Source organism: Hymenobacter psoromatis, assembly GCA_001596155.1.
In the GTDB taxonomy this organism is placed as follows: Bacteria; Bacteroidota; Bacteroidia; order Cytophagales; family Hymenobacteraceae; genus Hymenobacter.
In genome coordinates, this window is the sequence record CP014771.1 from 4386489 (window position 1) to 4401600 (window position 15112).

Sequence of the window (15112 nt, forward strand, 5' to 3'; positions counted from 1 at the left end):
GAAATATGGTCTGTAAACAGCTAACTTTTAGGTTGTTAATATTATCGTAACGCGCGGTTTTCAAAGGAGCGGCTTACCTTTGTGTGCCCATCCGCCGCGCTTTTTTCTCACTTTTTCTTCTTTTTATGAAGTTACTGTACCTACGACACGCTTTTGTGCTGGTAGCCCTGTTACTGTCGGCCCACCTGGGCTGGAGCCAGGGTGCTACCACGGCCGCCATGAGCGGCACCATTACCGACAGCAAGGGGCAGCCGCTACCCGGCGCTACCATAGTGGCGGTGCACACGCCGACCAACACCACTTACGGCAACTCCACGAACGCCGACGGCCGCTTCAACATCCAGAACATGCGGGTAGGCGGCCCCTACACCATTAAGGTGTCGTTCGTGGGCTACCAGGATTATACGCGTACGGGTATCAACCTGACGCTGGCTGAGAACTTTCGCCTCGATGCCAAGCTAGGGGAAGCTTCGACGCAGCTGACGGAAGTGACGATAACCGGCCGCCAGAACCCGGTTATCAACGCCGACCGCACGGGCGCGGCCACCACCATTCAGCGTGCCCAGATTGAGCAGCTGCCGACCATCAACCGCTCGTTCTCGGACTACACGCGCCTTACCCCCCAGGCCAACGGCCAGGGTGGCTTTGGCAGCCGCGACGGCCGCAACAACAACATCACCATCGACGGGGCGCTGTTCAACAACGCTTTTGGCTTGTCGGGCACCATTGGCGGACAGGCCAACGCCCAGCCGATTTCGCTCGATGCCATCGACCAGATTCAGGTGAGCATCGCGCCCTACGACGTGCGCCAGGGCTCTTTCACCGGGGCCAACGTGAACGCCGTAACCCGCTCGGGCACCAACAAGGTGTCGGCTTCGGTCTATGGTTTTTACCGCGACCAGAAGTACGTGGGCAAGCAGATTGGCGACGTGAACAACCCGGTGCCAACCTTCAACCTCAAAAACTTCGGCTTCCGCATTGGCGGGCCCATCATCAAGGATAAGCTGTTTTTCTTTCTGAACGCCGAGCGCGAGCTGCGCACCGACCCGCCTTCCGGCAACTACGCGGCCGCTACCCAGGCTAACCCCGCCAACGGCCAAACGGTGTCGCAGGCATCGAATGCGGACCTGACGACGCTTAGTAACTTTCTGACGACCAAGTACAACTACAATCCCGGTGCCTACCAGGGTTACTCGTTGGCCCAGAACAGTGATAAGATTACGGCCAAAATCGACTGGAACATCAGCTCGAACCACCGCTTCAACATCAAGTATAACTACCTCAAGTCGTACCGCGATGTGCCGCCCAGCCCCTCGGGCTCCATCAGCAACCGGGCGCAGACGATATACGGCCTACCCTTCTACGGTTCGTACTACCGCATCAACAACAACCTCAACTCGTTCATTGCCGAGTTGAACAGCTCGTTCGGGTCGAAGTTTTCCAACAACCTGACCGCTGGCTACATAGCCAATCGGGACACCCGCGAGGCGGGCGGTGGCGGCGCAATTCCGCAGTTTCCGCTGGTGGATATCGGCAACGCTTCGGGCCTGAGCGCCGTGGGTGCCCGGGTTACGGCGCCGCAAACGCTCACCTCGTTTGGCTACGAGCCCTTCTCGGCGTTCAACATCCTAAACACCGACACTTATCAGATTGGCGACAACTTCACTGCCTTCCTGGGCGAGCACAACCTGACGGTAGGTACTTACAACGAGCTGTACAAGTTTACCAACGGCTTCGCGCCGCAGTACTACGGCGCGTACGTATATAACTCACTGCAAGACTTCTACGCTTCGGCGGCCACCGCCGACGCGCCGTATGGCTACAACTACGCCACCGGCGGCACGCCTACCCCCCGCCTCGCGTCTGATGGCCTGCGCTCGGCCCAGCGCTACCAGCTGCGCTACTCGGCGCTGCCTGATGGCTCTTTCCCGTTTGCCGTGACCAACGCGGCGCAGATTGGCCTCTACGTGCAGGATGAGTGGACGCCGAAGAGCAATTTCAAGCTGACCTACGGCCTCCGTGGCGACTTGCCCATCATCTACTCCACTATTCAGCAGAACACCGCGCTGGCCAACCTGACGTTCCGCGACGGAATTCAGATTAATACCAGCCAGACGCCCAAGCGCGCGGTGCTGTTTTCGCCCCGCGTGGGTTTCAACTGGGACGTGAACAACGACCGCAAAACGCAGCTGCGCGGCGGCACGGGTATCTTCACGGGCCGCGTGCCCTACGTGTACCTCTCGAACCAGGCCAGCAACAACGGGGTGCAGTTTGGCTCGATTGACTTGCAGGGTGCGGCCGCTTCGCCCTACACCTTCAGCGGCGACGTGAACAAGTACCGCACGCAGCTGGCGGCGGGCGGGGCCAACACCTCGTACAACATCGCCGTGACGTCGCACGACTTCAAGTTTCCGCAGGTGTGGCGCACCAACCTGGCCGTTGACCACGAGATTGGCGGGGGCATTGTCGCCACCATCGAAGGCTTGTATTCGAAGGATGTGAACGCGGTGTACTTCCAGAACATCGACCTGCCCGTTTCGACGCAGCGCGCAGTGGGTGCGGACAACCGCCCCATTTTCTACACGTCCAACGGCAATGGCGGGGTAAACACCAGCCCGTACAACCGTCTCTACGGCCAAACGACCGATGGCAAGGCTAGCACCGCCACGGTGGCCAATCCGGCTATCACCGACGCCATTCTACTCAATAATACCAACAAGGGGTACTCCTACAGCTTCACGACGCAGTTGCAGAAAACGTTCAGCAACGGCTTCTACGCGATGGCGGCCTACACCTACTCCGATGCCAAGTCGGTGAACGACGGCGGTACCATCTCGCAGTCGGCCTGGGCCGGCCGCCCCGTGTCGGGCGACCCCAACTCGGAATCGCTCGGCTACTCGACCTACCTGGTGTCGCACCGCGTTATCGGCTCGCTCTCGTACCGCTTCAACTACATCGGCCACCTCGGCACTACCCTCTCGCTGTTCTATAACGGCGCGCCCTATGGCCGCTATTCGTACACCTACGGCGGCGACATGAACGGCGACGGTGTATCGGGCAATGACCTGATGTACATCCCGCGCAACGCCAGCGAAATCAACCTGGTGGACCGCAATTTTACGAACAGCGTAACGAAAGCTACTTACTATACTTATACCGCCGCCCAGCAGGCCATTGACCTGGAAAAATATATTCAGGCCGACCCCTACCTGCGTGCGCACCAGGGCCAGTATGCCGAGCGCAACGGCGCTTCGCAGCCTTGGCAGAACCAGGTGGACGTGCGCGTGTTGCAAGACATTTTCACCAACATCGGCGAAAATCGCAACGCCTTGCAATTCAGCATCGACATCTTCAACGTGGGCAACCTGATTAACCGCAACTGGGGCGCCGCGCAGTTCCAGTACACGGCCCAGCCGCTGGCCTTCGCGGGCTACAATGCCCAGGGCGCGCCCACGTTCAATTTTCAGTACATCAATAACCCGTCGCAGACGGCTACCGGTGCAACTACCCCGACGCTGCTCACTACCCCCTTCCGCACCGACGTAACGAGCCTGGCCTCGCGCTGGCAGGCCCAGGTTGGCCTACGCTACCTGTTCAACTAAAAAGCGAAGGCATTTATATAAAGCTCAGGGCCCTAAAAAAAAGGGGGGTAGGAAGCATTCCTACCCCCCTTTTTTTTAGGGCCCTGAGCTTTATTAGCATCAGTCAACTAAAAATTCATCCGGCGGGCGACAAAACTATAACTTTAAGTACTCGTGCAGAAGTAAACGGGTATAAAAAAAACGTCATTCCGAGCTTGCCGAGGAATCTCGCTCGGGCCGTTCGGGCTTCGTGCAGCGACGCACGCGAGATTCCTCGGCAAGCTCGGAATGACGTTTTTTTTATACCCGTTTACTTTTGACTGACTACGCAAATCACTAGTAGTACTCTGCGCACCTCTGCGGAAACCTGACGTTGAAGGCAATTTGCGTAAGTCCTAAACTTATTTTTGAATAGGCTGGGTATTGCTGTTGTAACGCGCAGATTTCTATTAACTAGCGCTGATGTGGTTAGTGTGAAAAAAAGGCGATTTTAATGACGTTAAGGTGAGGAAATGAAAATTCGCTGCGAACTGCCGTGTAACTTTGGGGCATATTGGCAATTGCGAGCCTTTTCACTTTTCTTCATTTTATGAGAAATTTACCTTTACGCCACCTTACGCTGCTTGTGCTGCTGCTGTTGACGGCCCATCTGGGCTGGGGGCAGGGAGCTACTACCGCCGCCATTAACGGCTCCGTAACCGACAGTAAGGGGGAGCCCCTGCCCGGTGCCACCGTGCTGGCTATTCACACGCCAACCGGCACGCAATACGGGGTAGGGACCAACGCCGACGGCCGCTACAACATCCAGGGAATGCGCGTAGGCGGCCCTTACACGATAAAAGTATCGTTCGTGGGCTACCAGGATGCCACCCGCACCAACATCGTGCTGTCGCTGAACGCGAACCTGCGCCTTGACTTTCCGCTCAGCACCTCCAGCACCGAACTGGGCAACGTGGTAGTAACCGGTCGCCCCGACCCCACCATCAACGCCGGCCGCACCGGGGCCGCCACCAACGTGAGCCGCGAGCAGATTATGGAGCTGCCCACGCTGAGCCGCAGCCTCACCGACTTCACCCGCCTTACCCCCCAGGCGGGCGGCGGCGGCAGCTCGTCGTTTGGCGGTGCCAATAACCGCTACAACAACATCACCATCGACGGCGCCGTGAACAACGACGTGTTTGGTCTGGCAGCATCGGGCACGCCCGGCGGGCAGGCAAGCACCAACCCCATCGCCCTCGACGCCATCGACCAGATTCAGGTGGTGCTGGCACCCTACGACGTAACGCTGGGTAACTTCACCGGGGCCGGCGTGAACGCCGTAACCCGTTCGGGTACCAACGACCTGTCGGCCTCCATCTATGGGTTTGGCCGCAACCAGAACACGATTGGCCGCAGCGTAACCGACCGCACGACGGCGGATAAGTTTTCTAACTACCAGACGGGTTTCCGCGTGGGCGGTGCCCTGGTGAAGGACAAGGCGTTCTTCTTCCTCAACGCCGAGATTGCCCGCGTAAACACGCCCCTGGCCTACCTGCCCGGCACCTCCGACTCGCGGGCCAGCCTGGATGTCATCAGCCGCATTACCGCGGCCTCGTTGAAGCCCACGGCCGATGGTGGTTTCTACAATGCCTACGACCCCGGCACGATTGGCAACGTAAACCGCCTCACGGAGAGCAACAAAATCTTTGCCCGCCTGGACTTCAACCTCTCGGAAAACAACACCCTGACGCTGCGCCACAACTTCGTGAAGGCGTTTGATGACAACATCACCCGCACGGGCACCAACGTGCGCTTCAGCAACAACGCCTACCGCTTCAGCAACATCACCAACAGCACGGTAGCCGAGCTCAACAGCCGCTTTGCGGGAGGCTTCTCCAACAAGCTGATTCTGACCTATACCGCCATCCGCGACTCGCGCGATGTGGTGGGCGCAGCCGGCCCGGCCTACCAGGTTTCGGAAGGCGGCGTGACCTATAGCCTCGGCCAGGAGCGCAGCTCGGTTGCCAACCAGCTCGACCAGGATATCGTGGAAATTACGGATAACCTGACCAAGGCATTCGGCAAGCACACCATCACGCTGGGCACGCACAACGAAGGCTTTAAATTCCGCAACCTGTTCCTCAACAACGGGGCGGGCTACTACACGTTCTCTTCGCTGGCCAACTTTGAGGCCGGCAAGGCCACGCAGGTGCAGGCCAGCTACCCCACCGCCAGCGGCGGGGAGGCAAAGTTCAAAGCTGCTCAGCTGGGCTTCTACGCTCAGGATGAATACACGCCCATCGAAAACCTGCGCCTGACCCTGGGCATGCGCATCGACGTGCCCGTGTTCATTGACAAGCCAGGCAACAACGAGGGGGTAGCCACGCAGTTTGGCCAGCAGTACCACACCAGCAACACCCCCAACGGCCAGGTGCTCTACTCGCCCCGCCTGGGCTTCAACTGGGATGTGAACAACGACAGCAAAGTGCAGCTGCGCGGTGGCACGGGCATCTTCTCGGGTCGCGTGCCCTTCGTGTGGATTTCGAACAGCTACACCAACAACGGCCTCATTCAGGGCTCGGTGAGCCAGAACTCTACCGGCTCCGGGGCCAACACGCAGTACCTGCCGGTGTACACGGGTATCGGCGACATCGCTACCAAGTTCAACCCCGTGGCGACCACCCAAATCAACCTGGTGAGCGACAACTTCAAGCTGCCCCAGGTGTGGCGCTCGAACCTGGCCGTGGACTTCCGCCTGCCCGGCGACGTGGTGGCGACCCTGGAAGGTATCTACTCGAAGACCCTCAACGACATCTACTATAAGGACATAAACCTGACTGACCCGGTAGGCCGTCTGGCCGGCCCCGACCAGCGCCCGATATACGCGGCTACTACGGCGTTGCGCCGCGTTAACCAGAGCTACACCAACGTGTACCTACTCGATAACACCAACAAAGGCTACCGCTACAATGCTACCTTCCAGCTGCAAAAGCGGTTTGTGGGCGGGCTCAACACGATGGTGGCCTACACCTACGGCGTATCGAAGGAAATCAATAGCGGCATCAACAGCACGGCTTCATCCAACTTTGGCTTCAACCAGGTAGCGTATAACCCCAACAACCCGGAGCTGGGCTACTCGCGCAACGACCAGCGCCACCGCGTTATCGCCAGCACGGGCTACACCTTCCGCTACGCGAACGACCATCTGGCCACTACCATCAGCTTGTTCTACGAAGGCCTGTCGGGCCAGCCGCTGACCTACATCTACGGCCAGAGCACCGACCTGAACCGCGACGGCAACAACAGCAACGACCTGCTCTACGTGCCCACTGACGTGCGCGACCCCAACCAGATTCGCCTGGTGGCTACCGAAGGCCGCGACCTGGCCACGGTGCAGACGCAGCTCGAAAACTTCATCAACAACGACCCTTACCTGAGCAGCCACCGCGGCCAGGTAGTAGAGCGCTTCGGCGCCCGCCTGCCCTGGACGCACGAGGTTGACCTGCGCGTGTCTCAGGATATCGCCTTCATGGGCGGCAACAAGCGCAACGTGCTGCAAATCACGTTCGATATCTTCAACGTGGGCAACCTGCTCAACAACAACTGGGGCCGCCAGTACGTGGTGTCGAACAACGCCGTGGAGCTGCTGAAAGTAGAATCGACGAACGTGAACGCGCAGCCGACCTTCTCCTTGCCCTCGGCCTACGGCAACAGCGGCCGGTCCTACGACTTTGCCGCGTTTGGCTCGCGCTGGCAGGGGCAGCTGGGCGTGCGCTACAGCTTCAACTAGTATTTGCCACCTGGCGCAAAAAAAAGAGCGGGGAATTTTCCCCACTCTTTTTTTTGCGCCTGATTTCGGGGCAGTTGCGAAGAATGTTGGCCGGAATGCTTGCGCAAGCCAACTGCTGCCGTACTTTTGCAAAACCAAAACGCAAATGGCGGCTTGGTAATTACTAAACGGGGGATTAGCTCAGCTGGCTAGAGCGCTTGCATGGCATGCAAGAGGTCATCGGTTCGACTCCGATATTCTCCACCCTAAAAAAGGCCGCTACGATAATCGTAGCGGCCTTTTTTGTTTTGATGGGGAAAATCAGTCGCTTTCCAGCGCTTCCGGTGCCGCGTCCTCTACTGAAACCGGCGGATGCTCCATCGCGCCGGAAGCGGCTTTAAGCAGCTTGATTTCATAGCCGGGAAACTCCGGGTCGAGGTAGTGCAGCTGGTCGCGCAGGGCTTGGCGCAGCTCGATGGCCGGCCGCAGGCAGTAAGTAGCGAACTCTTCTTCCGTGACGCGGGATAAGTCGGGAAAAAGGAGCTTGAGCAGGCCCGCCGACAAGCGCAGAATGGCCCGCACGTCGCGGAAGTCGCGCGAGCCAATTAGGTGCTGGCGCTGTTCCACAAACTCGTCGTATTCCAGCCGAAAGCGCAGGGCGTGAAATATCTCACCCAGGTAATCCGCTTTCAGGCCCACGCCTTTCGAGAGGGTATCAACGCTCATGCGGGGCAGTTCCCAGCCGGGGAGCAGGCCGTGAATGCGGTCGAGCAGGGCGGTTTCTTGCAGCAGGGCGGGCATTTCGCTGAACAGGTTGCTGGCGTGCGTAGGTTGGCCGTTGCTGCCAATCTGCACGTTGGCCAGGAACACGGCCCCGGCATCGGCCGCCACGGTGAATTTGCCCTTGGAGTACTTGCCCTGTTCCAGGTAGCCCTTGAGCTTGGCTACCGTCACGTCGGGATTGGTGAAGGAGAGCGTTTGAGCCTCATCGAACACTACTAAATCAAACTGCGTGAAGAGGCCCGGAATGCCCGACGTTTCGTTGTAAAACAGCACGGCCGGCGACACCGCGCCGCCCTCAATGAGGCGCGAGTAGCGCGAGAACTGCCCGAACAAAAACGACTTGCCGGTGCCCTTGGGAGCCAGCTCAAACAGATTGACCCGGCGCTGCACGAACGGAATAAGGCGCGTAAGCAGGGCCAGGCGCTTTTTAGGGTCGGTGTATCCTTTACCCTCGGCGTGGTAGCCGAGCGAGTTGATGAGCAGCTGCGTCCACTGCTCCCGGTCGAAGGCCCCGCGCTTGGCTACGTAGGCATCCACATCGATGCGGTCAGCCTGCAGGGGCTTGAAATCGGTGAGCCAGACCTCGCCGCCCTTTTTCTCGTTGCGGCGGTACTGGTAGCTGGCCAGGCCCCACATCCCGCCCTTCAGCAGGCGCGGGTACTTATCGAGCAGGTAGCCCTCTACCTGCACCTTCTGGTTGCCCAGGCTCCCCGATTCGAGGGCAGCCTGGTCGCGCTCCAGGTTCACGCGCGGGCTCACGTATTCGAGCACCAGCACGAGGTCGCCGGTGCGTAGGCGCTGCTTGAGGTCTTCCACCTCGTCTTTGGTCGGAATGTACTTGCGCACGAAATCAATCACTTTCTGGCGCCCCTCGTCGGTCCAGTCGCCGCCTTTGAGCTGGCGGTCAATCAGCCATTCGCCCACGAACACGGGGATGCTTTGCTCATTCAAGCCCGAGCCGCTGTAGAGACTTTTATCAATGCAGGCCGACTCGAAAGTATCAGACTAAATCGGCTACTACGTCCCGAAAATAGCCATCCGTTGGATGGATTACCAATTGCCGGTCCAGAAGAGAGTTAAATTCTTCGCAGGAGGTTTCGGGCAACAGGGTACAAGCAGAACAGGCGGCTAGGTTCAAGCCGCCTACTCCTTGTCCTTGTTCATCAGTGTGCCAGCAGATAGGGTCGGTGGCGCAGTCGGTGGCGCGGCGTAAAGCCGACTGAACAAGGCCGGGTATGCGGCCCGTGCGACCCAGCGATACTAAGCCGCCGTAAGAACCTTCGGAGCCAGCGATGGTGTAAATCAGTAAGCCCTGCATTGTTGGCCCCACGTAAAGTCGCTCTTGCAAAGAAGTTGCTGGGTAGCCGCACTGAAACTCCAACTCTTTTATAAGCAAGTGGCTAAGCGTATGCAGTAGCACGAAGCGGGCAGTAGCGCGACGGGCGGCACCGGGCGAACCTGCTGATAAGGCTCCTTGATTGGCTAGTAAATAATCAAGTCGTTTTAATACAGCAGGCTTGGTTTCCCAGTCGCGTAGCTGTTTAGAGTCGAGGGTAAAAAACAGACCTTCGCCATAACTCTCTACGCCTAATAAGGTATGCGTGCGCAGATTATAGCGGGTGGTGAAACGTCGCCGAATGCTAAGTGGACTACTAGCTTCATCCTGAGCCAGATAAGCATCCCGGTCAAGGGGTTGCTGTCGGGTGTAAGATGTTTGCACAGCTGTCATTTTTAGTCGGTCAAGCTGCCAGGCAGCTCCGAGGCCAGTTATAGTGCTCAAATCAAGGGACCGCAGTTGCAGCGCATGGTTGTCAGCCTGCGCGGCTTCGGTGGTGAGGTAGCGATATTCGGTATGGCGATAATCCTCCTCGCCGGGCAAGCTCGGTTCTGGTACGGGCGGTAGGGGGCAAGCAGCAGCGGGCAACGCAAAATCGGTTGCTACCAACTCTTTAAATTCGTCAGCGCTTAAATCAATACCGTGTTTGACGTGCAGCCGCTTCAGTATTTTATCAGGTAGAGTGTCATCTTCATGCTTTTCCTTTAGTTCAGCTAGTATTGCTGGAGTCAATCCCTGGGGTGGTTGCGAACCGCTTGGGGCTTGGGCCTCTACGACGGGCTGGCTACCCGGTAGATATAGGCTCTGCACGATGTGCGGATAATAAACACTATTGCTGGCTCGTAGTACGGGTTTCATGGGTACCCCTTTGCGCGGGAACTCTACACCGTAGTCTTCCATATCCTTTTCCAGGACGCGCAGGCTAAACAGCCCCGCCAGCGTGGCACTGCCTACGCGCCGGGTGGTGCCGTCAGGTTGGCGCTGGCGGGCTTCTATCGTAATGCCTTTCAAGTCGTTGAGGCGGCCCGAAGTGCGGTAGTATAATTCCGTGCCTTTGGGTAGCTCGTGTTGCATAGCCAGGTTAATCTTGCCATTTTCTTCGGGCTCCTCGGGGGGCGCTTCGCTATCAAAGCTTTCCGCATCAGGGGCCGCGCTACGAAGATGGCGCAAGGCCCACTGCGGCCACGGCACATCGGCCAGGCTGCCCGCCGGGGAAGTCATCACAAAGCGCACCTGCTCAAGCGTTTGCCAGCGGGCGGGGCCGCTCAGCTTGTCGCTGTGGTAGCAGTAGTCGCAACGGGGCGCTTCATCGAAGCGGCTCACCTCGTAGGGCCTTTTGCGGCTGGCAGTCAGGTACCACTGGTTGCGCCAATTAGTATGGTGGTCGAAGCGGGCGCAGTTGGGGCAGTACATCCACTTCGGAAAGAAATCGACTGACACGCGGGGGCGGCTGGTGGCCCCCGCAAAGGGCAGCGGCGGGTTGAACGGCATCCGGGCCAGGCGGCGCAGGTCGGGGAACAGGCAGCGCAGGCGGGCCAGCAGGCGAAAATCGTTGAGGCGGTTTTCCTCGCGGTTTACCCGGGGGTTTTTGCCGCGTAAGTAAGGCCACTCGTTGGCCGGCAGGATGCGCAGCGCCCCCAGGCGGGACTCAATCAGGGAGCCCACGCCGCCGTAGGCGCTGCACAGCTTGCGCGTTTGGAGAGAATCGGTAGCAGACATCACGTAAAAATTAACTTAGTAAGACTGTTAGAGGGTGGGCATCACGGGAGCCGTGGCGGTGGGTTCCACCTCCACCTTAATACCTAGTGTCGTTTCCGTATCTACTTCACGCATAGAGGTAGGTAGGTTCCAGTAGTTGGGCTGCTCGGGAGTGCCAGGCTCTTTGGATAGCAGCGGCGTATTATGCCGCTTGTTTTTGTAATGCAAGGGCTTATCAATAGCTTGAGCGGCTTGTTTCTTGACTTCCCAGTCGTGCGCCAACACTCGTAACCGCTCTTGCAGATTGGCTGATAAGGCCGGGTCTTCGGTAAGCTGTTCGGCTAGTAGCTCACCGAGCGACGTGGCCATTTCCAACTCGAAGGCGCTGGCCGGCTGACCCTTATAGTGGCGCACCCAGGTTACCAGCAGGCTGTTGAGCATCCGGTCCAGGGTTTGGGGCGTAAACGGGGTGAGACTAAGCGGCTCGACGTACTTGTAATAGGATTGGTTGAAGCCGGTATATTGCTCAAAGATGGACTTTTCGCGGGCGCGATTGGCATCTAATAGCGAAAATACCAGCCCTTTGTCGTTGCGGGCCACCCGCGAACTGGCCTGAATGTACTCGGCGCTGTTGCGCGGCTGCCCGCATAGCACCATCAGATTAAGCCGCCCGATGTCAATGCCCACCGACAGCATATTGCTGGCTAGCACCAAATCGACCCCGGCCGCCACGCGGCGCTGCTCGCTACCGGGGGCGTTCAGGCGGAGCGGCTCGCCTAGCTCGTGCAAAGCGTCTTTGATTTTATTGCTTTCTACCCGGCTGGTTAGTTCGCGGGTGCGGCTCATCAGGCCGTAGTAGGGCCACTGGCGGCCGGGGCCATCAAGGTTCCAATGCTGGTGCGCGGCTTGAAGCAGCCCAAAAACCTCGGAGCTGACTTTGTTGTACATTTTGCCCACGTCACGCAAGCTATTGTAGTACAACACCAGGGTCCAATAGCGGTCAAGCTTATCAAGGGCCACACTTTCCGAAGGTGCCGCCGCCCGCAGCGCCTGCCAGGCCTCGGTGCGGGCCAGCAGCAGCAGCGACACCAGTTGCAGCTGCATATCCAGGTTCGTTTTGCCGGTAGCCATGATGCCGACGTGGCGACGCTGGCTATCAGAGGTGTTATAGGCAAAAAATGAGTCGTCGTAGCGGATGCCGGCGGGCGGAAACACTGCCACGGGCCGGTCGTAAAGCGCCCGTACCTGGGCGGTGGTATTGCGCGTGGTAGCCGTGGAGGCAATGATTTTCGGCGGCTTTTGCCCCACCGGGTCAGTGCATAGTTCCTTTACCAAACGCTCAAACAGTCCCGTCAGTGAGCCAAGCGGGCCACTTAGTAAGTGTAACTCATCCTGAATGATGAGGCCAGGCGGCGCAGTAGCCGTTTGCCGGAAAAACTGGCCCGCTTCCGCTTTGTGGGGCAGCATGGCAAACTTATCGACCGTCGCGAAAAGCAGCGTCGGCGGGTGTTTGTATAGCTCCTCGTCCACTACGCTTACTGGCACTGGGTGCCGCGCCTGCCGGGCAGCATCCAACTGCCCGAAATGGCAGCGCTCGTTCAGACACGTCAGGTGGCCGCTGGCATCAAGGCCGGTGGTGTAGCGGCCGTGGCGGATGCTGATGCTTTCGCAGCCGCACCAAGGGCAGGCCGCTACCTGAAAAACGTTCTTCCGAAAAGCGGGCTTGCGGTGGTACTCGTCATCGCTCTTCTTAGGCGGCTTGCTCAGTTGGTCGTTGGCTTGCCGAATTTCTTCCAGCAACTCCTGGTAGGCCTCGCCCGCCTCGGCTCGCGTGTTGGGCGTAGTGGCTTGGCCCACCCATAGGCCCAGCGTAAGCGGCTCGCGCCCTAGTACTTTTTTGCCGGCTGCATCGCGCCAGTTAACCCGCAGAAAATCAAGGGCGCACAGCAAGCGGCTGGCGCGCTCCGATTGCTGGGTAGTGAGCAGCCGCAGCGTGTAGCGCATTAGCACTGCCACGCCCTGCTGCCCCCGTGGCCCCCCGTGCCAGCGCCGCCAGATGATGCTAAGCGCCGTAACGGCCAGGTAAGCCTCCGTTTTACCGCCCCCGGTCGGAAACCAGATTAAATCAACCAACTCCCGGTCGGATAGCGCCGCCTCGGCTGGTTGTTTGTCAGTTGCTGACCGCTCCTCGTTTACCGTAACGGAGTTGAGAGAGAGCAGTAGAAAGGCCAATTGAAAAGGCCGGTAGCGGAACGGCTCGTGCTGGCCGGGCTTGTCGCGCTGCCGCCGCCCTAGGTGCTGTCGGAATCCCTCCAAACTCTGGTAATCGGTGTGGGCGTAGTGCGTGGCAAAGTCGGCGTAGGGTTTGGGTTCGCCAGCATAGGCTGGGTCATCCGATACTATCATTTGCAGCAGCATGGCCGTATTAGCCAGCCGGAAAGCATCTAGCACCCGCTGGTCGCGGCCCAGCAACTGCACCGCGTGACGCATTCGGATTAGTGCTTGGCGCTGCGCCTGGAGCAGCGGGGTATAGCAGGAGGCATCGGCGGGGTTTTGCGCCGCGTCAGTGGCCTGGCGTTCCGTCCAGCCCGCGTACTCATCCAGAAAAGCGTTGAGCAAAGCGGTGAGACGGCTGGTTGGGTACTCCTGCGCGTCCCAGTGCGACAAATGGCGTAGCGTCAGCACCGTGGTTAGCTCTTGCTGGCGAGTGGCACTGGCCCCGGCGGGCAGACGCAGGTGGTTGCTTACCCCCGGCACGTTCACGGTGGGGAAAAAGGTGGAGCGTAAGGTAGTGGGCGGCGAGTCCTTGTTCCCTTCCCAGGTAGCCGCCGCTCCGTGCCCGATGCCGTAGGCAAAGCAGTCGCGGTATTGATAATTCAAAATGGCAGCCTCCTCATCACCCGCCGTAAAACGGTTGAAATCGGGCTTGTAGGGCAATAGTGGGCTGTTATCGGGCAGGCTGGCCGCCACGCTCACCTGGAACCGGCACTTGCCGTTCAAGTCCTCGTTAGCGTTACTGAACTGCTTGGCCGGGTGGCGCTCGACGGCATTATGCACCAGCAGCTTCACGTAGCGCCGGGCCGGCTCGTTATGCTTGGCATTGGCGGTCACTACGTAGGTTTTCACCCAACACGCCAGCCCGGCCGGGCCGGCATTGCCAGCCTCGTAGCGCTGCTCGGGCAGTGGTAGGTCGGCCTCAAAAAGCCAGCTAAAAGGTACGCGCTGCCAGAGGCGGGTGCTGGGTCGCAGCAGCTTTTCGAGGGCGGCCACGCCGGGGCGGCCGTGCAGGTCGTGGGTGCGGCTGCCCAGGCGGTCCACCTCGGCGTAGTCGAGGGTACGGGTGCGGCGGCTCCGGCCTTCGGGTGCGGCCAGCAAGGACAGGGTGCCCGTGGCTTCGTCGTAGGCCAGCTTGCGGCGCAATGTTTCGGAGAGGGCTGGCTGCAAGCGCCCCCATTCGTTGCTGGATAAGGCCACAGCCAGTTGGTCGGTGCCCGGCTGCCACGGCCGGTAGCTGGCCCCGCTCACCACCACTTGGAGCCGGGTGGCAGTGGCCGGCACGCAGCACGTCAGGCCCAGGTTGCTAGGAAAGTAGTGGTTGGCCGCCGCGTACTCGTCGCGGGCTTCGGCGGCTTCGGTGGGGGGCACTGCCGGGCCTGCGCCGGGGGCGGTGCCCGCCTCCGCATGAATTTCGGCTCCGTTGCCTGGCCCCTCAGCTTCGTCGTCCGCTGGCGCATCGGTCAGAGTGTTGCGGGTATATTGGTCGTCGTCCGCGCCGGGGTCTTCTTCGGCAGCCCGGTCAGGGAAAAGAATGCCCGTGTAATACCGCTGCAAGGGAAAGTCGTCTATCACTTCCTGCGCGGGGTCGCCCACGTAGGTGTCGCTGCCCGGCCCCAGCAAGGAGTGTTCGAGGCGGGTAGAAAAGAAGTCGCGGGTAGCATTGGCGGTCATAAACAGCAGAGCAATAAA

5 protein-coding genes and 1 tRNA gene are annotated in these 15112 nt (G+C 59.5%); 3 read left to right on the forward strand and 3 right to left on the reverse strand.

All coding sequences use genetic code 11. The features are described from left to right. Nucleotides 1–125: 125 nt before the first annotated feature. From A0257_18630 to A0257_18640, 3 genes are all read left to right on the forward strand, one after another. Complete coding sequence (locus A0257_18630) at nucleotides 126–3602, forward strand: hypothetical protein (protein AMR28916.1); 3477 nt, start codon at nucleotides 126–128, stop codon at nucleotides 3600–3602. A 568-nt stretch (nucleotides 3603–4170) separates the two neighbouring features. After that, a complete protein-coding gene (locus tag A0257_18635; GenBank protein AMR28917.1) occupies nucleotides 4171–7350 on the forward strand; it encodes a hypothetical protein in 3180 nt (1059 codons plus the stop codon). Between the two features lie 169 nt (nucleotides 7351–7519). Beyond that, nucleotides 7520–7596: transfer RNA gene (locus tag A0257_18640), tRNA-Ala, on the forward strand. 54 nt (nucleotides 7597–7650) lie between these two features. On the opposite strand, the gene A0257_18645 is transcribed toward A0257_18640, so the two are convergent. The 3 genes from A0257_18645 to A0257_18655 are packed head-to-tail and all read right to left on the reverse strand — an operon-like array spanning nucleotide 7651 to nucleotide 15094. Then, a complete protein-coding gene (locus A0257_18645) occupies nucleotides 7651–9063 on the reverse strand; it encodes a hypothetical protein (protein ID AMR28918.1) in 1413 nt (470 codons plus the stop codon). 49 nt (nucleotides 9064–9112) lie between these two features. Beyond that, nucleotides 9113–11167, reverse strand: a complete 2055-nt coding sequence (locus A0257_18650) for a hypothetical protein (protein ID AMR28919.1) — start codon at nucleotides 11165–11167, stop codon at nucleotides 9113–9115. Nucleotides 11168–11194: 27 nt separating this feature from the next. Then, nucleotides 11195–15094, reverse strand: coding sequence for a hypothetical protein (locus tag A0257_18655; protein ID AMR28920.1), 3900 nt, complete (start codon nucleotides 15092–15094; stop codon nucleotides 11195–11197). Nucleotides 15095–15112 lie beyond the last annotated feature (18 nt).